This is a genomic window from Bartonella clarridgeiae ATCC 51734, assembly GCF_000518185.1.
Classification (GTDB): Bacteria; Pseudomonadota; Alphaproteobacteria; order Rhizobiales; family Rhizobiaceae; genus Bartonella; species Bartonella clarridgeiae.
In genome coordinates, this window is the sequence record NZ_JADC01000010.1 from 195,283 (window position 1) to 215,748 (window position 20,466).

16 protein-coding genes are annotated in these 20,466 nt (G+C 34.2%); 5 read left to right on the forward strand and 11 right to left on the reverse strand.

Translation table 11 applies throughout. The features are described 5' to 3' along the window. Positions 1-34: 34 nt before the first annotated feature. A complete protein-coding gene (locus tag T420_RS0103165; protein ID WP_013545140.1) occupies positions 35-592 on the reverse strand; it encodes a DUF177 domain-containing protein in 558 nt (185 codons plus the stop codon). 224 nt (positions 593-816) lie between these two features. Here T420_RS0103165 and T420_RS0103170 point away from each other — a divergent pair, with 224 nt between their 5' ends. After that, positions 817-1,335, forward strand: coding sequence for an outer membrane protein assembly factor BamE (locus T420_RS0103170; protein WP_035450915.1), 519 nt, complete (start codon positions 817-819; stop codon positions 1,333-1,335). A gap of 52 nt (positions 1,336-1,387) precedes the next feature. Here the strand turns inward: T420_RS0103170 and nusB are convergent, their stop codons facing one another. From nusB to glyA, 6 genes are all read right to left on the reverse strand, one after another. Then, the gene (gene nusB, locus T420_RS0103175; RefSeq protein WP_013545142.1) at positions 1,388-1,858 is read right to left on the reverse strand and encodes a transcription antitermination factor NusB; all 471 of its coding nucleotides are present in this window, start codon (positions 1,856-1,858) and stop codon (positions 1,388-1,390) included. Positions 1,859-1,860: 2 nt separating this feature from the next. Beyond that, positions 1,861-2,319, reverse strand: a complete 459-nt coding sequence (locus T420_RS0103180) for a 6,7-dimethyl-8-ribityllumazine synthase (protein WP_013545143.1) — start codon at positions 2,317-2,319, stop codon at positions 1,861-1,863. 81 nt (positions 2,320-2,400) lie between these two features. Continuing rightward, on the reverse strand, positions 2,401-3,018 hold the full coding sequence (locus T420_RS0103185; RefSeq protein WP_013545144.1) for a riboflavin synthase: 618 nt from the start codon (positions 3,016-3,018) through the stop codon (positions 2,401-2,403). Continuing rightward, positions 3,000-4,124 carry a bifunctional diaminohydroxyphosphoribosylaminopyrimidine deaminase/5-amino-6-(5-phosphoribosylamino)uracil reductase RibD gene (ribD, locus tag T420_RS0103190; protein WP_013545145.1) on the reverse strand — a complete coding sequence of 375 codons (1,125 nt, stop codon included), beginning with the start codon at positions 4,122-4,124 and terminating at the stop codon, positions 3,000-3,002. The genes T420_RS0103185 and ribD overlap by 19 nt, the downstream gene beginning before the upstream one ends. Beyond that, a complete protein-coding gene (nrdR, locus tag T420_RS0103195; RefSeq protein WP_013545146.1) occupies positions 4,117-4,599 on the reverse strand; it encodes a transcriptional regulator NrdR in 483 nt (160 codons plus the stop codon). Before nrdR ends, ribD begins: the two co-directional genes overlap by 8 nt. 23 nt (positions 4,600-4,622) lie before the next feature. Continuing rightward, positions 4,623-5,924 carry a serine hydroxymethyltransferase gene (glyA, locus tag T420_RS0103200; protein WP_013545147.1) on the reverse strand — a complete coding sequence of 434 codons (1,302 nt, stop codon included), beginning with the start codon at positions 5,922-5,924 and terminating at the stop codon, positions 4,623-4,625. A 281-nt stretch (positions 5,925-6,205) separates the two neighbouring features. Here glyA and argC point away from each other — a divergent pair, with 281 nt between their 5' ends. Beyond that, entirely contained in the window at positions 6,206-7,141 is a 936-nt protein-coding gene (gene argC, locus T420_RS0103205; RefSeq protein ID WP_013545148.1) for an N-acetyl-gamma-glutamyl-phosphate reductase, read from the forward strand. A gap of 22 nt (positions 7,142-7,163) precedes the next feature. Here argC and T420_RS0103210 read toward each other — a convergent pair whose 3' ends face one another. The 4 genes from T420_RS0103210 to hfq form a co-directional block, all read right to left on the reverse strand. Then, complete coding sequence (locus tag T420_RS0103210) at positions 7,164-8,240, reverse strand: COX15/CtaA family protein (RefSeq protein ID WP_026501134.1); 1,077 nt, start codon at positions 8,238-8,240, stop codon at positions 7,164-7,166. Positions 8,241-8,390: 150 nt separating this feature from the next. Beyond that, positions 8,391-10,073 carry a membrane protein gene (locus tag T420_RS0103215; RefSeq protein WP_013545150.1) on the reverse strand — a complete coding sequence of 561 codons (1,683 nt, stop codon included), beginning with the start codon at positions 10,071-10,073 and terminating at the stop codon, positions 8,391-8,393. Between the two features lie 182 nt (positions 10,074-10,255). Further along, positions 10,256-11,590: a GTPase HflX gene (hflX, locus tag T420_RS0103220; protein WP_013545151.1), complete on the reverse strand. Its 1,335-nt coding sequence runs from the start codon at positions 11,588-11,590 to the stop codon at positions 10,256-10,258. Between the two features lie 53 nt (positions 11,591-11,643). Continuing rightward, positions 11,644-11,883, reverse strand: a complete 240-nt coding sequence (gene hfq / locus T420_RS0103225) for an RNA chaperone Hfq (RefSeq protein ID WP_013545152.1) — start codon at positions 11,881-11,883, stop codon at positions 11,644-11,646. Positions 11,884-12,739: 856 nt separating this feature from the next. Between hfq and T420_RS0103230 the strand changes: the two genes are divergently transcribed. The 3 genes from T420_RS0103230 (at position 12,740) to T420_RS0103240 (ending at position 20,458) form a co-directional block, all read left to right on the forward strand. Continuing rightward, a complete protein-coding gene (locus tag T420_RS0103230) occupies positions 12,740-17,317 on the forward strand; it encodes a coiled-coil domain-containing protein (RefSeq protein WP_013545153.1) in 4,578 nt (1,525 codons plus the stop codon). 325 nt (positions 17,318-17,642) lie between these two features. Further along, the gene (locus T420_RS06895) at positions 17,643-19,997 is read left to right on the forward strand and encodes an NADP-dependent malic enzyme (protein WP_013545154.1); all 2,355 of its coding nucleotides are present in this window, start codon (positions 17,643-17,645) and stop codon (positions 19,995-19,997) included. A 176-nt stretch (positions 19,998-20,173) separates the two neighbouring features. Continuing rightward, a complete protein-coding gene (locus tag T420_RS0103240) occupies positions 20,174-20,458 on the forward strand; it encodes an acyl carrier protein (RefSeq protein ID WP_013545155.1) in 285 nt (94 codons plus the stop codon). Positions 20,459-20,466: the final 8 nt, after the last annotated feature.

A 20,466-nucleotide genomic window follows, 5' to 3' on the forward strand; every position in this document is an offset into this window, starting at 1 on the left:
ATACAATAAACAATTTCTTTTTATATGTTTACAATCACTTCCATTTTTTCAAAACAGAAAAGGGTGACGAATTTTGTTCAACTTTTTTTAAATTTTCAATCATATCTAAATTAACCCCTTCTTTGCGTGGATAATGATTAATTGATAATTCTAAAAATTCTTCCATGACTGCACCAATATCAATCTTATCACCATAAAACACTTCTGGTATATCTGCTCCCTCCACATCTAAAAATAATTCACCTGTATCCTCTGATATTTTAGGTTTAACCAAATTTGAATCTTCAGGAACAAAAACAATATTAATATTCTCAAGAATAATATCTTCCAATGGTTCTAATGTAATAACACATGATTGTATTATACGTGCTTGTAATAAACCTTTTACACGTACTCCACGCTTTTTCCATGGTAAAATATAAAATTCTCCTTCAAAAAATTTTACATCAACTAAATTATGATTCTTAGCCAATTGTGCACATTCATGCTGATCTGCACAAATATGAACTTTTATTCCTTTTATAGGTAATGAGCGTACTGATACTAGATAAGTTAAAGCAAATTCCATTTGAGAAATACTTGAAACAGCCATTAGAAACTCCAAAAATAAATAGAGCATATTATACCCTATCTTCTATTTGACCAGATTATATTTTATGAAATTTCTTCTTTTCTAAAGAAACTCTATATGGCATTATAATAAAGTAAATTAGTGTAAGATATGGTGAATGATATTAAATCAAAAATTTAAGAAAGACTTGAGATTACCTTTTCATCATATATTTTAAGTGTAAAATGGAGATATCATTGTTTCAAATACCCCACATAACAAACTTAACTAAACGTAAATTATTGATTGGCCTCTCAATAGTAAGTGCAATGGGAATTGCAGGGTGTAATTCAATTAGTTCTTTAAACTCAAGTCAGATATATAATTCTCTCAATTCAAGTCAAATATATCAAGAAGGTTATATTCTTGACAAAAATGCCCTTGATTCTGTTTCTGTTGGTTCAAGTCAAGAGCAAGTTCTTTTAGCTTTAGGATCTCCTTCTCTGAAAACACATTACGATAATGAGGTTTTCTATTATATTTCACAAACTAGATACCGAAAAATGCGGTTTATGAAAACTAAAATTACCGATCGTAAAGTTTTGGCTATTTATTTTAACAAAGATCGTCAAGTTATAAAAATAGCAAATTATGGTCTACAGGATGGGAAAATTTTCGACTTTATCACATACACGACACCAACCGGTGGTAATGATCAACCATTTTTGCTTCAGCTCATCAAAGGTGCTCCAGATCCTAATAATGATCCAGTTGTTAACCATTAGTTTTCTAAGAATATTTAACAAAATCCCGATATTAAAGGGATTTTATCATAATTTAGCGACCAATTTCCTTTGCTATATTGTCAAGAACTGCATTTACAAGCCTCGGTTCATCACTTTCAAAAAAAGCTTTTGCTATATCGACATATTCATTTATAATAACAGCGACAGGTACATCTTTACGGTTTATTAACTCCCACAAACCTGCGCGTAAAATTGCCCGTAATGTAGAATCAAGCCGTGAAAGCGCCCATTCTTCAGAAAGTTTTTGATGAAGCATAGGATCAAGTTGTTTTTGATCTTTTACAACACCAACAATAATAGAGCAAAACCATTGAAAATCAGCATCAAGATACTGATCACCATCAATATTTTTTCCTAAACGATAAGCTTCATATTCAGCTATTATTTCTATAACGCCAGTGCCAATTATATCCATTTGATAAAGTGCTTGCACAGCAGCGAGCCTTGCTGCTCCTCGTTTATTAGCTAAACGTAGAGAATCTTTGCTTTTTATATAAGCCATATTTAATGATTATCTCCAAACTTTTTCTTTAGAGCAATCATACATAAAGCGGCTTGAGCGGCAAAACCACCTTTATTTTTTTCATCGTCTCTCACACGATCCCATGCTTGAAATTCATCTTCAACGGTCAAAATGCCATTGCCAATAACCAATTGTTGATAAATAGTTAAATCCATCAATGCTCGACAAGAATTATCAGCCACAATTTCAAAATGATATGTTTCCCCCCGAATAACACAACCAAGCGCTACATAACCATCATAGCATATTTCATTATTTTTTTCAGCAATGACTATCGCACCAGGAATTTCTAAAGCTCCTGGAACAGTTACAATATCGTAACTCACTTCAGCTTTTTTCAAAACACTAACCGCACCTGCAAGAAGAGAGTCAGAAATTTTATCATAAAAACGCGCTTCAACAATCAAAATACGCAATTTTTTATGTGTGTTTTTTGTCATACGGCTCCTACCAGAAAAATTAATAAAGAAACTTTAAATTACACAATCTCAAGTTTAAGAAAAAATATAATAATTTTCCAGCTATCCATTTTTCATTTTAAAGTCTGAAAGTCTAGCTACATAACGAGCCAATTGATCAACTTCTAAATTCACCTGATCTCCAACCTCAGCTTGTCCCCATATTGTCATCTCAAGCGTATGACGGATAATAAGGACATCAAAAATATTATTTTCAACATAATTAACAGTTAATGATGTCCCATTAAGTGCAATAGAACCCTTTTCTGCAATAAAGGGAGCTAATTGCATTGGGACTTGTAAATGAAAACGAGTCGCATCACCTTCATTTTTTTTCTCAATAATCTCGGCTAGACCATCGATATGGCCGAAAACCAGATGTCCCCCTATTTCGTCACCAAGCCGTAACGAACGCTCTAAATTAACAAAAGTTCCTTTTGTCCATTGTGTAAGATTAGTCAAACATAGTGCCTCTTCCCATGCCTCAACAGCAAACCAATGAGTAGCTGTAGATTTGAGTGCACGCTCAACAATTGTCAAACAAATACCTGAACAAGCAATTGATGCGCCTATTTTTAAACTCTCCACATCATAATGAGTAGAAATATTTAAACGTATTCCCTGTTTTAAAGGTTGAATATCTTCAATACAACCAATATCGGTTATGATCCCTGTGAACATAGTATCTTACGCCTCCATTTGTACAAACGGTCATTTCCCAGCATTCTCATTTCAATTTTATTAAACTCTGAAAGATAAGATTCAAAATGGGGAGCTTCAATTCGATCTTTCCCTAAAATAATCGGTGCATAAAAACATATCAACCGGTCTACACAACTAGCATTTAAAAATATTTCTCCTGTCTTTGCTCCCCCCTCAAGTAAAACACTATTGATTTTACGCTGATAAAGTAACCTTAAAATAGCAAGAGGCGGTATCAAATTATTGTTAGCCTCCACTGAACATACAGTTACACCATATTGTTCTAAAGCTATTTTCTTTCTTTTTTTCGAAAGAACTGTACCACAAATCACCCATGTGGGGATATTCGCTGCTGTTTGCACAACTTTTGCATCAAGAGGAATACGTAAATTTTTATCCAAAATAACGCGTATAGGTGAACGCATTTCAAGTCCTGGTAAACGACAATCTAATTTTGGATCATCTGCTAATATAGTACCAATACCAACCATAATAACATCATTTTGAGCACGCAGAATGTGAGTTTGTGAATGAGAAATTTCTCCACTAATCTTTAAATTACTTTGCCCTTTTTTGCCCACACCATTATCTGCAGAAATAGCCATTTTTAAAGTGACTTCACAACGCTGCAATTTCTTTACACATAAATAAGCACTTAATGTTTCAAAAGCCTCTTCAGCCAAAACTCCTTCAACAACCTCAATACCCGCTGAACGTAAAAGAGCAATACCACGACCATACACCCGTTGATCAGGATCAGGAAGAGCAATGACAACTCGAGCAATACCTGCATCTATTAGTGCATTAACACATGGTGGAGTTTTTCCATAATGTGAACATGGCTCCAAAGTGATATAGGCAGTCGCACCATAGGCCAAAGGACCAGCCATAAGTAAAGCTTGCACTTCAGCATGAGGTCTTCCCTGAACAGCAGTCACACCATAACCAACAATAGATGCGTCTGTTTCATTATTTTTTACAATTAATGCACCAACAGAAGGATTTTTACCCGTAAGATTAATATGACGTTCTGCTAAGCGAATAGCAGCAGCCATAAATCGTTTATCTTGTGCTTCTCTACTCATCAAAAAAAGATTCTATATCCGTTGCACCTTTTGATAATTCATCTATCACATTATGAAAATCACTCGCATTACGGAAATCACGATATACAGAAGCAAAACGAATATAAGCAATATCATCAATACCTTTTAAAGATTCCATCACAAGATGACCAATTTTTTCTGAAGGAATCTCAGGCTCTCCTAAACTCTCAAGCTGGCGCACAATACCGGAAATCGCCTGCTCAATATGCTCAGGATCAATATTACGTTTACGTACAGCTATATTAACCGACCGCATTAATTTATCACGATCGAACAACTCACACCGACCACTTTTTTTGAGAACAAAAAGTTCACGCAGCTGAACACGTTCAAAAGTTGTAAAACGACCACCACAAACAGAACATACACGTCGACGACGAATGACTGTTGCCTCTTCCGTAGGACGTGAATCTTTAACCTGTGTATCTTCACATTGGCAATAAGGGCAACGCATCTTTTCTACACCTCAACAAGAACTCAAAAAGAATAAAAAAGAAATTTACTTGTCATATCATTTACCTTCTTTTTGACAGCTCTTTCAACTGAAGTATTGTCTCCATCGCTTCGTGCCAAGCTAAGACCATCAAGAACCTCTGCAATAAAATTTCCAATTTGAGTAAACTCACTTTCTGCAAAACCACGCGTTGTTGCGGCAGGAGTACCCAAACGAATCCCTGAAGTTATCGATGGCTTCTCGTGATCAAAAGGAATACTATTTTTGTTGCAAATAATATTAGCGCACCCCAAAGCTCGTTCTGCACCCTTTCCTGTTATATTTTTAGAACGCAAATCTACTAAAAATAAATGATTGTCCGTACCACCAGAAACAATATTAAAACCATTATTTTTTAAGCTTTCTGCTAAAGTTTTAGCATTAACAACCACATTAGCAATATAATCTTTGAAAGCAGGTTGCAAAGCTTCTCCCAATGCAACAGCCTTAGCTGCAATGACATGCATTAAAGGACCACCTTGAAGACCAGGAAAAACTGCCATGTTAATTTTTTTGGCTAAGGCTTCATCATTCGTTAATATCATACCACCACGGGGACCGCGCAATGATTTATGCGTTGTAGTAGTCACAACATGAGCATATGGTACAGGCGAAGGGTGAGCACCACCAGCAACTAAACCTGCAATATGAGCCATATCAACCATCAAATATGCTCCAATTTCATCTGCAATTTCACGGAACCTTTTCCAATTCCATATGCGTGAATAGGCTGTTCCACCTGCTAAAATAAGCTTTGGTTTATGCTCTTTTGCCAAACGTTCTATTTCCTCCATATCCAGAAGCTGATCTTCTTGACGCACACCATAAGAAACAACATTAAACCATTTGCCTGACATATTAACGGGTGAGCCATGGGTGAGATGACCACCAGAATTCAAATCCAGCCCCATAAATGTATCACCAGGCTGAAGCAAAGCTAAAAATACGGCCTGATTCATTTGGCTACCAGAATTAGGTTGCACATTTACAAAAGCTGCACCAAAAAGCTTTTTTGCTCGCTCAATTGCTAATTCTTCAATCAAATCAACAAAATGACAACCACCATAATAACGCTTTCCTGGATAACCTTCTGCATATTTATTGGTCAAAATCGATCCCTGAGCTTCAAGAACCGCCCTTGAAACAATATTTTCTGAAGCGATCAATTCAATCTCATAACGCTGACGTCCAAGCTCACCACTAATTGCATTAAACACCGCAGAATCAGCAACTTCTAAACTATCATTAAAAAAACACTTACGCAGATCATTTGCTTGCTTGGTCATAAAACATGTCCTAACATTAGAAATTAAAATAATAGAAGGTAACACAGCAAATTTTATAGACAAAATCTTTTGAAAAATTTAAATTCAAAAACCGTAAATACAGCAAGAATTCAACCTATGCTTTTGTTATTTTAATCAATAAATCCTATCTTCACAAAAATAAATGACGCACAAAATTACATGTTAAAATTTATATACGTAATTTTTTATTATACTCTTTATCAAACAGGAAAAATAATAAGCTGTAGTTCTAACAAAAAAATTGAATTCAAGGATAATAAATGGCAACAAAAATTTTTATTGACGGTGAACACGGAACAACCGGACTACAAATACAAAAGCGACTGGCAAAACGTTCTGATTTAGAGTTACTGTCTATTCCTCATGAAGATCGGCATAAGCTTGATTCTCGACAAGACTATCTTAATCAAGCCGACATTGTTATTTTATGTCTTCCAGATAAAGCTGCACGGGAAACAATTAACCTACTTAAAAATAAAAAAAAAATTAGAATTATTGACAGCTCAACAGCACACCGTACTGCCCCAGATTGGGTCTACGGCTTTCCTGAAATGACAGCAGGACAAAAAAAACGTATCCAAGAAGCACGCTACGTTGCAAATCCTGGATGTTATCCAACTGGTGCAATTAGTTTGATTCGACCATTACGTGAAGCAGGTTTAATAGATTCTGATTACCCAATATCAATTAACGCTATATCTGGTTATACAGGTGGTGGTAAACAATTAATTGCTCAAATGGAAAATCAATCCCGAAAAGACTCTCTGAAAGAAAACTATTTTATTTATGGTTTGAATCTTAATCATAAACATATTCCAGAAATCAAAATTCACGGACAGATCAGCCAAACACCCGTTTTTGTACCAAGTGTTGGTCGTTTTCCTCAAGGAATGATTGTTAATATTCCTCTACATCGTAATTTATTCACAAAATCAGCTAGCTGTTCTAATCTTCGTGAAATTCTTCATATCCATTACAATGAACAAAATGCAATATCCGTTGCATCAAAAGAAGAAACCGAAACACTAACCAAACTAGATCCAGAATCCTTAGCACATAAAGACAGTATGAAACTTTTTGTTTTTGGCAATGAAAATGAAGGTATTTTCAATCTTTGTTCTATATTAGATAATCTGGGAAAAGGAGCATCTGCATCCGCTGTTCAAAATCTTGATTTAATGCTCTCAGAAAGGTAAAATTTTTTTTAAAGTCAAATTCTTATTTAAGAGCAAGATATGCTCCTTTTGTGGCGCGCCAATGAGCAACTGAAAAGCACAATACTACTAACGCAATACTTTGATGAATAAGCCCCCAACTAATTGGCACTTCATTTAATAATGTAACAATACCCAAAAATGCCTGAGCAACTATGATAATAAATAATAAAAATGCACGACGAGCATGCATTGAGTGGGGATTTTTTTTATTTACATACAAAACATGAAAAATCGCTATAATAAATAAAAAATAAGCAAAAAAACGATGTATAAATTGCACTGTCAAAGGATTTTCAAACAAACTGAGCCAAACTGGGTTATAATTCAGTAATCCATCAGGTACAATCTGTCCATCTATCAATGGCCATGTATTATAAACCTTACCTGCATGGAGACCGGCAACTAAAGCACCAAAATAAATCTCAATTAAAATGCAAAAAACAAACCAACCTGCAAAACGTTGTACTGATTGATCTGCTGGTTGCTCTGAATATTCTGTAAGACCTCGAGATAAATAAGTAACAAAAATAATAACAAAACATGCCGTTATTAGGTGAAGTGCTAAACGATATTGGCTAACGCTTGTCAAATTGCTTTGACCCAAACCAGAAGCCACCATCCACCATCCAATAACACCTTGAATAGCAATAAGAACTGGTACAGCCATAAGCTGAAGAAAAATATTTTTTTCAATGCGTTTAGTCGCCCAAAACCAAATTAAACCCAACAAAGCTACAAGGCCAACCAAACGGCCAAGAAAACGGTGCCCCCATTCCCACCAAAAAATCACTTTAAATGCATTTAAAGTCATATCACGATTGAGCACCTTATACTGCGCTATCTGTTGATACTTCAAGAACTCTTCCTGCCATTGTTCTATACTAATTGGAGGAATTACACCATAAATTGGCTTCCATTCAGTTATCGATAATCCAGACCCTGTTAAACGGGTAGCACCACCTATTAAGACAATTGCTAAACAAAGCAATAAAACAGCATAAAGCCATATCTGAATCTGTTTTCGATTTTGTTTCTGCAGCGGTGTCAAAGCTATATTGTTCAATCTTTTTATTGTCACTTCTGATTGTCTCCAATTCATCTACAACTGCAATTTTCCAAAATTTAAACATTAAGTTTTAGTCATTTCAACACATTAATACATTAATGTTCTATAAAAAAACAAAGCCTTGCTATAAAATATAATTATTACTATTCTTTCATATTACAATTATGAGTTTACATGATAAACAACCTTTGGAAATCTATATACCATTTTTGCCATCCAATTATGTTTATCAAATGGAACACTGCAAACATAATAGTTTGTTGATTCTGCAATTTTCTCAAGTTCATATTCAGGTTCGACAGTCATTTCTAAAATAATAAAATCATAATCTTTTTTAAATTCTTCCAATATAACAGGGATAATATTTGAAAATTTTTTTGCACACTTAGCACTTGTTAATCCCCGCGGCAAAATATCAATCCCCGTATCATAATCATGATAAATAACATCGTGCAATTGCGCACTTCCTGTTAAGACATCGCTCAATCCTCGACGTGGGCCAATCACTTTTTCTATTTGTTGCCCAGAAATATCTACCAGCAAGATCATTTTTTGTTCTTTGATAAGATGAAGAGATAATTTTGCTGCCATTTGTGCTGCTTCTGGTCCAATTATTGAAACAACTGTGGAAACACGCGATTTCAGGAAAACTAATAATTCCTCTATTGTAATCAAAGTTTCTTCGTTTCTTCTTACCTTGAATAAGGAAATACTATCATTGCTTTTAAAACTTTCTTTCTCCGATTGAACTTTTTGAACTCCAGAATATTTTTGCAATAATAGCGCTCCCCCCAAAGCGATTAAGCTTGCAAATATAGCAACAAAAATATTTCTGCTATAAAAATCCATAAAAGAAATTGGAGTTACTTCTATTGGAGCTATCATATGAATCTTTATATTCTGTAATGAAGGAGCATCCATATTTATCTGCTGATTTTGTCCCTCTATCACTATTTTATCTTCTAATTCATTTAATATCTGATTTAAGGACTGAGATTGATCCTCCACAAAAGTGCTAATTTTCCCTCTTAATTGTGTTTCAAAACTCTCTGCGATAATCGCATCTGAATGAATTTGATCAACAATCTGAGAAATTTTACTTTCTAACTGAGCAGAAAGTTCCTTTGTTTCTGCAATCATCGCTTTGATTTGAGGATGCTCCCAACCTAACTGAACAGCCATATGAGCTTTTTGTGTATTCAAGAGATTAAGTTTAGCCTCAAGAGCAATAATAGCCAAATTATTTGTGATAAATGATAAAGATAATAGAGATTGTCCCTGTTGACGCATCATTTTAATAGTTGAATTCAAACTTTTTAAACGAATACGTCTCAAAATTGTATCCGTTAATTGTGCATAAAGACTATTAAACTCAGCCTGTTTTGCTTCATGATGAATGGTGGAAGCAATAGATGAACGAAATGTCTGTAAGATATGAAAAAGTGTGCTTTTATCATATTGCTTCTCTCGCTTAATGATTTTCTCAGAAAAGTTAGAAAACCAGGTTTCTAAGCCTTGTCGAGCATCTTCAACAGTTTTTGCTTCAAAAGAAAGATTAATAAGGTCACCTTTGCGTAACAATTGAATATTTTTATAAAAATCTTTCACATATACATCATAAGGAATTGCCTTATCAGAATTTGAATAATTTACAATAACAGGTTGCGAGAACAGTAATGCGATAATATTATTTTGTTTATTAATCGATAATGGTATCCCACTAGAATCCGATAACATAAATGTTAATGTTGCTTGGTAGGGCTTCGGACAAATAAAATAATATAATAAAATCAACAATACACAGTGTATCGCTAATAACAAAGCGGTTAAAGCTTTTCGCGGCATTATGCGTGCTAACAATCTTTTATCGCACTTAAGATTCATTTTTATTTTAACCAGAAAAATACATTACACCGTTTTATTAAGAGAAAGTAGTAACTATCCCCTTAACTAAAACTTATATTATTGAGAAATAAGAAAATATAAGAATAAAAAATTTTTTATTTAGGATAACTTTAATACATATTTTATTTTATATAATTTAATCGTTTTTTTGCTTCGGCAGTAAGTACTGCTTTAACAGTAACAGAACCATCATCATTGCTTTTCTGCTCTATCTGACCAGAATTTTTATAGAACCAATCAATAATTCTCATTTCGTTAGGCTTTAAAATAAACTCAACACTCTGCATATCCCCAAAAATTTTCTTTTCAATAAGTGCTAACAGCTGTTTCAAGCCTTTACCAGTAAGGGCTGACATCATCAATGCAGGATTTAATAATTTTTTTGAGTTGGTCTGCAAAATGCCTAATGCATGTTGATCCAATACATCAATCTTATTCCAAATTTCCACAATATGATCCATGTCATTAATATCAACACCAAGACTTGAAAGTATTTTTAAAACATCTTGGGCATGAGCGTAATGATCAGGATCCGATACATCTCTTACATGAAGAATTAAATCAGCTTCAATAACTTCTTCAAGGGTTGCTCTAAAAGCCGCAATTAAATGTGTTGGTAAATTAGATATGAAACCCACAGTATCAGATAAAAGAACTTTTTGTCCATGAGGAAGAACAATTTTACGTAAAGTTGGATCAAGAGTTGCAAACAGCATATCCTCTGCCAACACATTAGAATCACTTAAATGGTTAAAAAGTGTTGATTTTCCTGCATTTGTATATCCCACCAAAGCAATAACAGGATAAGGTATCTTTTTTCTTTTAGCTCTATGAAGAGCACGTGTTTTAACAACGGTTTCTAATTCGCGACGGATACGAATGATTTTATTTTGCAAAAGACGTCTATCTGCTTCAATTTGAGTTTCACCAGGACCACCTAAAAAACCACTACCACCACGTTGCCTCTCTAAATGTGTCCAACTCCGCACAAGTCTACTTTTTTGGTAAGATAAATGCGCCAATTCTACCTGTAGCACTCCTTCCTTTGTTCGCGCCCGATCACCAAAAATTTCAAGAATCAAAGCTGTCCTATCAATAACCTTACAATTCCATAATTTTTCCAAATTACGTTGCTGTACTGGTGTTAAAAAATGATCTACAATCGCAAGCGTAATATGATGCTCACTTATATAATGAGCAAATTTATTCACCTTACCTATCCTAAACAAAGTTGAAGAACATGGGGTGGTAATATTGACAATTTCATAATGAATAACATTCAACTTAATAGCGCACGCTAATCCTAACGCTTCTTTTACCCGAGAATCTACCGAACGTTCATGTGAAGTTTTTTGCCTCTTATATTTGTAGGAATAAATCGGTAAAAAAATAACAACACGCATCCGCTCCCCAATCTGTGAAATAAATTTTCCAGACTTCTCATTTTTACCTATCATGATAACTTAAATATTATAAAAAAGGATAACAGATATACAATGCCGTAGGTTGTTTATTTATCATCTTCATTTTCAAAAAACTGTAAAGATTGTCCCGGCATAATTGTAGAAACAGCATGTTTATAGACTAACTGCGTATGCCCATCACGGCATAGAAGGATAGAAAAATTATCAAATGATGTGACAATACCTGTCAGTTTAACACCATTCACAAGAAAAATTGTAATAGAAATCTTTTGCTTGCGAACTGTATTCAAAAACATATCTTGCAGGTGTTGTGATCGTTCTGCCATTATTTTTACACCTTTGTTGCGAAACACATAAATATCTATTACAATATTTATTAAGCATATATCGACTGAAAGTACCAACTTGTCAATGTATCCGTACTAAAAATTTCGCAAAATATTGCTTAATAATTGAGAAGAATATAATATTTTATGAGTCATGAGCATAAAAATCAGCGACATAAGATATCAAGTGTAATAACTTTAGATATCAAGTGTAATAACTTTTCAGGACTTACTTTGCATTAATAAATATATTTTGAAATTCACCTTTTATTTCTTGATAAAAATAGTAAATATATGATATTGCTTATTAAAAGAAATAATAACTATGCTTTTTTTATAATGAATAAATGATTAGTCTATTCTAATTTAGAAAGATAGTAATTTGATAAAGTAATTGTATTCAAGTGCGTTTCAAATGCAATTATTTAATATGTTTCCTTTTTATATAAAAAGGCAGAACAGAATAATGTGATTCACCAATTGATCACCAATATAAACATTACATATTGCATATCCATATCTCCTCACATTTTGCAATGATCCCTAGAACATTATATTAATATTTAACTACAACTTCTATTAAATTTTTTCCCATTGGATACACTAAACTCGTAATATTTTCCTGTAACTTGATTTATATATAGAAATTTTGTGATAATCATAATTTTCTATTATATTGTTTTTAATATATTTTTTGCTATTTTTGAGCACATAACAAAAATTGCGTTAACTTTATATTGATAAGTTTTTAAATTTTTCTTTAAATGTATTCCTTTCTAAACAATTAACGGTTAGTATATGGAGTTATCTGGATAAGGGCGTATTCCTTTTCCATCTGTAAGAGTATGAGGCGAGTATGGCACGCAGAACCAAATTGCAAACATTTGAAATTGAAGTAGAAGAAGCCCTTGAAAAGGCAATGAACTTTGACTTTAATAACGCAAATAACACAGAGATTGAAAAAATAATATCAAATGACTCCGAAAATCTAATTAATGTAGATGATTTGATTCAAAAAATTGCTACTTCAGAAGAAGAAATTCTTTCTGAAAATGAAGCTTCAGCTATTACCTCTAATATTCATGACAATGCTGTTGTTGATGAATCAGTTGTTGAATTGCTTTTTGGTCAAAAACCCATCCATGAACTTTCAGGTGGAACCGTACGTGATACATTATTACCTACTCAACCTCTCCCTGCTAATGATGATATAACAGTTCCTTTCAATTTCAGATCACTAAAACAAAATGCTGTTTCTCGAATTTATTGGAGTACAACAGCTCTCAGCGCTTTATGGGCAACAGGAGGTGCTTTTATTGCTCATAAACTAGCTCCTTCTGGACTAAACTCTTTAGCAAATATCATTAACTTTGTTACATCTCCCCTTGGATTAGCTGTAGCAGCAGGTACTACAATTCCTATCCTTATGTCTTGGGGTTTTGCTCAACTGATAAAACGTTCAAATGAATTGCATAATATTGCCGTTCTCATGACAAATGCCGCACAACGCCTTAGCGAACCCCAGAACATTTCTGAAAAGCAAGCTATTGCTATAGGTCAAACCATTCGTAAAGAAGTGGCTGCAATGAATGAAGGAATCGAACGCACCCTCGGTCGTGCTGTTGAACTCGAAGCCATTATCCAAAGCGAAGTTCATAATCTTGAACGAGCCTATTCTGAAAATGAAACACGTATTTATACCTTAATTAAGGAATTAAATAATGAACGCACAGCGATTTTAAATCATGCTGATCGCGTACAAACAGTAATAAAAGGAACACAAGAGCAACTAAGTGATGAATTTGACTTAGTTACTTCTAAAATTGCAACCAATGTTGAACAGCTTGCGCAAACTCTTTCTCAAACTTTACAAAAACAAGGGGAAGATCTTATTAAAAAGCTTTCTTGTGCAGGCGACGGGGTAACAAACCAGCTCTTTGAAAAATTTAATGAAACGACGATACAAGTTCAGCAGAAAAATACAGAATTTTTTCATGTATTAGGAAAAACCTTTGATACTTTTGCAGAGCGTTTTGATAATAATGAAAAACAATTAGAAAAAACCTTCAATGAAACAGCCGTTAAAGCTGAAACGCACATTGCCAAGCTTGCAACATGTATACAAACTGCAACAGATCAAACTTTATCTAATATTGATGAGAAATTTAGAACATTGGATGAAGCGATTATTGACCGTAATAATCAATCATTAAAAGATTTCAATGAAAAAATTATGCAACTTGATCAACAGGCATATAAACTCTCTTCTAAATTTGATAATATAACCTCAGAAGCAATTGAAGCGTTTGGAAATCGTCTGGTAAATGTTGACTTATCTCTTAAAGAACACAGTGATACTATTATCGAATCCTTTATTGCACGTAGTAAAGAATTAGAAAATAATGCCGAAAAGCTTGGCGGCTTTCTGGAAGCTCATGCTTCTCAAATCAATGTAAATCTTAAAGAAATAACTACTGATATTGCCAATGTATTTACAAATGGACATGATCACATTCTTTCTGCCGTTAATGAAAGCAAAAAAGTCCTGCAAGAAGAAATCAAAAATGTTGATAATGCAATTATCGATATTATAGATGAGCGCTCACAAGACTTCAAAGCACAAATCGCCGGTCAAAGAGATATAATAGCAAGTATGCTTGACAACGAAAAAAATAAAATGGCTGACACATTAAAAGATCAAATTGACGTATTAACAAAAAATGTTTCAGACGTTGAAAAAATGTTGAGTCAGAATATTCAAGTTGTTGATCAACATGCTAAAGATCATGCTGCCGACATAGTTCAATGTACAGAAAAACTACAAGAAGTCATCACACAAAGCTGCGAAATAACTAAAAATGCTCTAGAAGAACAAACTAAAAATATTGATATACGTGCCGATGCTCTTCGTGATTCCTTAGCTATCAATAGTTTTTCTCTTAATGAAGTTCTTGCAGATCAAGCACGCACGCTCGATCAACGTATGGAAACAATCCATAATCTCATCGCTAAAAGCGATATACACATTGATATGGCATTAAAACAACAAGTAGACTTGGTCGAAAATGCAATTATTAATAATAACAAAGCCATTACAGAAACTGTTCAAAACCATATGAAAAATCTTGAGGGACATACTGATCTCCTTAAGAATACTCTCTCTCAATCAAATGATGTATTCCTTGATACTCTTCAGACACGTGTAGGATTATTCGACGAAAATTTGGAAAGCCGTGCACGTCAAGTTTTTGAACGTGCAGCCACATTGGAAGAAACATTATCTGAAAAACTCGAGAAAGTATGTGAAACTATTGACATGCAAACATCCACTTTTGAGGAACGATCCGATAACTTAAAAACATCTATCGTCCTTAATAATGAACATAGTCAAGCAGTCCAAGAAGCGCTAGAAGAGAGCGTGGGTAATATACGTATCTCATTAGAAAATTCTGTTAATACAGTCACAGATAGCGTACAAGAAAAGTTCATAAACATTTCTGAAAAATTAGCATCAATAATGGCTAATGAAACAGAAAAATCAGAAGCTTCTCTTGTTGCTGCTGGTAATCAATTTATTTCATCTTTTGCTGATGTTGCTGTAAAAGCGACAAATATTATTTCGGAATCTAGCAACCGTATTGTGTCAAATGTTGAACAAACAGTTCATGAAACTAGTGAAAAGGTCATTTCTGCCTTGACTGAACAGACAGCTCATACTGCAGAGGCTTTCGCAACAGCAAGTAACAATGCGCAAACATTGATTAATGAAACAGTTCACGCTTCAACAGAAGCAATTGATCAATTACTCAGCGAACGTTCGAATATTCTTCATCAATCTATGTTAGATTTTGAAAATAATTTAAGTCATCAACTAGCTGATGTAAGCAATCGCTTAGAAGAGGCAAAAAACCAAACATCCACTACAATTTCAGGACATATGGAGCAATTAACAGAATTAACGGATTATTTGAATCAAGCTGCATACAATACAACTGAATCGATTGGTAATCTAACACAGCAAATTGGTGAACAGCTTTCTCTTTCAACACAAGAAGCTGAACAAAAAATTTACGCACAAAATGAATCCTTAGTGAATACTCTTGCACAAAAGAATTCCGAAACTATTCAAACCATGGCCACTGTGCAAGAAGATCTTATCAACAATGTTTCAGCTGTCCTTGAACAATTGAACCATTCAATTTATAATATTCATGAAAATAGTAACATGTTGATATCAACGGTTCAAAGTCTTGATGGTCAGCTTAATGAAACTGCAAGTAATTTCTTCCATAATACCAATCAAGTAGCAGAATACTTGTCAACATCAAATCAAGTGCTCAATAACAATGTAGAGACTTTGCAAGGGCTTTCTCAAAATACATTTGAGCAAATTAGCTATATAACAAATAATTTTGGCGAACATGCTAAAACGCTTTCTGAAGCTATTCGCGTTCTTGAACAATCAGAAAACACCCTTAATATAACACTCCAAGAAAAACAGAATGCTCTTTCTGTATTAAGCAATGCTCTTGTTTCAAAATCTGATGAAGTTAATCAGCTTATCAAACATTACGAAAATGTTCTTAGCTTAATATTTGAGCGTGCTGATAAAGATACACGCAACTCTACAGATTCACTGAAACAAACACTTCATGAATTAATTAATGAGGCCTCAACACGTTTTTCAGAAGCTGCAGAAAATATACGCTTCTCAGCCAATGAAATTCGTTTAGAGCTTTCAAAAATTAATAATGATATTGATGAAAGTGTTCAAAAATTACCAGAAAAAGCAAAAGAAACAACACAGACAATTCGACATGCCTTAAGTGAACAAATTACAGTACTAAAAGACTTGACGAGTGTTATGCAAAATACTGAAAAAGACCAATTAGTACCAAAAACCCCTGCGTTGTTAAAACCAAATAATGCAGCTCCCGAAGTCAATAAAAAGATAATACCACCACAACCTATTGCACAACCAGAACAACACAACACAAAACAAAAAAAATGGGTATCAGACCTTTTAGAAAGAGCTTCACGTGAAGAAAATAACAATTCTGCTTCTTCACCAGAACAAGAAAAATCTGATTCTATAAATGGATCTCTTGACTCATTAGTAAGTGATATTGTTCAAACCATTAATCACACTGCTGCTGTCGAGTTATGGAATCGTTATAAACGTGGACAAAAAAATATCGTAATTGAACATCTGTATACACCGAACGGAAAACTAATATTTGAAACAATTAGAAAAAAATATTTAAATGATGTAAACTTTAAAGATTCAATTAATCAATATATTTCAGACTTTGAAAAATTATTACGTGATATATCTCGCAGTTCTGGAGATATCCGTTTGGCCCGACAATATCTTACATCAGACACTGGAAAAATTTATACTATGCTTGCTCATGCAAGTGGACGAATTCAATAAAATAAAAAGAAAGATGAAAAAGTTTCTCTTTTTTACCTTTTTCTCTTTCTAATTTTTCTATTGTACATAATTACAATATACCTTACTGCAAGTGTAATCTATTCAAATTGATAAACATCATAGAATTTTTGTAAGAAGGACAAAAACAATATTGCCAATATTAATGAATTTATTAATCAATACACCCTAACAAATTGGTTTAGCAATCCGGAAAAATTGGCCTACACTTGCACTTTGATATGAAAAGAAATCAGGGTCTGTAGTGGATAAAACTGATTATAAATAGCAACGCTTATATAAATATATTAACTTGGATATCATCAAAATGTCTAAAAAACAAAATAGCAATGTTTGTTTACAACAAACTGAACTTGAAAGCGCAGCACTTTTTTATCACCAACATCCAAAACCTGGAAAGCTAGAGATACAAGCAACAAAGCCCCTTGGTAATCAACGTGATCTAGCACTTGCTTATTCTCCGGGTGTTGCTGCACCGTGTCTTGCAATTCATGATGATCCGAAACTTGCAGCTCAATATACTTCTCGTTCTAACTTAGTAGCTGTTATATCAAATGGGACTGCCGTTCTTGGTTTAGGAAATATTGGCCCACTTGCTTCCAAACCGGTTATGGAAGGAAAAGCTGTTTTATTTAAAAAATTTGCAAATATTGATGTCTTTGATATTGAACTTGATGCACCTGATATCACAAAAATGGTAGAAACTGTATCTGCATTAGAACCAACATTTGGTGGAATCAATCTTGAAGACATTAAAGCTCCGGAATGCTTTGAAATTGAAGAGCAACTTCGTGCTAAAATGAATATTCCAGTTTTCCATGATGACCAACATGGAACTGCTATTATCACTTGTGCAGCGGTATTAAACGCTTTAAGTCTTGCTGACAAAAAAATTGAAAATGCAAAAATAGTTTCTTCAGGTGCGGGTGCAGCTGCCTTGGCATGTATTAACCTTTTGGTGCGTCTTGGAGCAAAAGTTGAAAATATTTGGCTTAGCGACTTAGATGGTGTCGTGTATGAAGGCCGCGAAACACTTATGGATCGCTGGAAAATTAAATACGCACAAAAAACTGATGCGCGAACCCTAGCCGACATCATTGATAATGCAGATATCTTTTTAGGTCTTTCAGCAGCTGGTGTTTTAAAACCTGAATATTTAAAAAAAATGGCTTCCAAGCCTTTAATTCTAGCACTTGCCAATCCAACCCCAGAAATTATGCCAGAAGAAGCCAACGCAGTGCGCCCCGACGCAATGATCTGCACAGGACGTTCTGATTACCCTAATCAAGTTAATAATGTTCTTTGTTTTCCTTATATCTTCCGTGGTGCATTAGATGTTGGTGCAACTGCAATCAATGAAGAAATGAAAATAGCTGCAGTTCATGCAATTGCAGCCCTCGCCCGTGAAGAATCTTCAGACGTTGCAGCATGTGCATATTCAAAAGCACCCCCTAATTTTGGACCAGAATACCTCATTCCCTCGCCTTTCGATCCGCGTTTAATACTACGCATTGCCCCTGCTGTTGCCAAAGCAGCAATGAAATCAGGTGTCGCAGTACGACCCATTGAAGATATGGAAGCCTATTATGACATCCTTAATCGTTTTGTATTCCGTTCTGGTCTTACAATGAAACCTGTTTTTGCAGCAGCAAAAACAGCAAAGTGTAAACGTGTAATCTACGCTGACGGTGAAGACGAACGTGTTCTTCGTGCCGCACAAATTGTTCTTGAAGAACAAACAGCCATTCCTCTCCTTATTGGTCGTCCACATGTAGTAGAGACAAGATTAAAACGCTTTGGTTTAAAAATTCGTCCTGGCATAGATTTTGAAATCACAAATCCAGAAAATGATCCACGTTTTCGTGATTATGTTAATTTATTTCTGCATTATACGGGCAGACGCGGTGTTTCACCTGAAGTTGCGAAAACAATCGTAAGAACATCAACTACAGCTATCGCAGCTCTTGCAGTTATGCGTGGTGAAGCTGATGCAATGATTTGTGGTTTAGAAGGGCGTTTTGAACGTAATCTTCAATTAATTGAACAAATCATTGGACTTGACCCAAATGTTAATCATTTTTCTGCGGTCAGTCTCCTTATCTCTACACGTGGTACTCTCTTTCTAACAGATACTTACGTTAATGAAGATCCTTCTGCAGAAGAAATAGCAGAAATGACAATCCTAGCAGCACAAGAAATTGAAGCATTTGGTATAAAACCAAAAGCAGCTTTATTATCACATTCAAATTTTGGGTCCAAAAATACAGTAAGTGCGCGCAAAATGCGTCGTGCTACCGAAATCCTTGCTGAATTATATCCAAATTTGGAAGCAGATGGGGAAATGCATGGTGACGCCGCACTTTCCAAGATTCTTCGTGATCGTGTTTTCCCTGCTTCACGCCTTACGAGCGAAGCTAATTTGCTGGTCTTTCCAACACTTGATGCAGCTAATATCACGCTTAATATCGCCAAAAATTTAACAAATGCACTTCATGTAGGCCCTATTTTGATTGGAGCTGCACGTCCTGCACATATTCTAACACCTTCAGTAACTTCACGAGGTGTTGTCAATATGACAGCTCTCGCAGTTCTTGCTGCAAATAGAAAAAATCTCGCAATAAAAAAAATGAAGACAAAAAATCCTCATGTAAATAAAACCTAAAAATTTCTTATAGAAACATTTAATAAGTTAGAACTTAATTTATTGCAAATTCATTTTCAATATCGAAAAGACAGTTGTATATTGGATTAAGTCTTTTTTTTTAAGGTAAAAAAGGCTAGATAGAATCGTAACTAAAGTCTTTTTATAAAGCTAATAATATAATAAGGAATCATACATTGTCTTCTACTTTTGACAAAGTCGCTGATATTATTGCAGAAATCAGTGAAATTGATCGCAGCACGATTACATCTGAAAGCCATACAATTGACGATTTAGGAATTGATAGTCTTGATTTTCTTGATATTGTTTTTGCCATTGATAAAGCCTTTGGAATTAAAATCCCGTTAGAACAGTGGACTCAAGAAATCAATGAGGGTTCAATCGCAACTGAAGAGTACTTTGTTCTTAAAAACCTTTGCACAAAAATTGATGAACTCGTTGCTTTAAAACAAGCTGACTAATTTTTTCG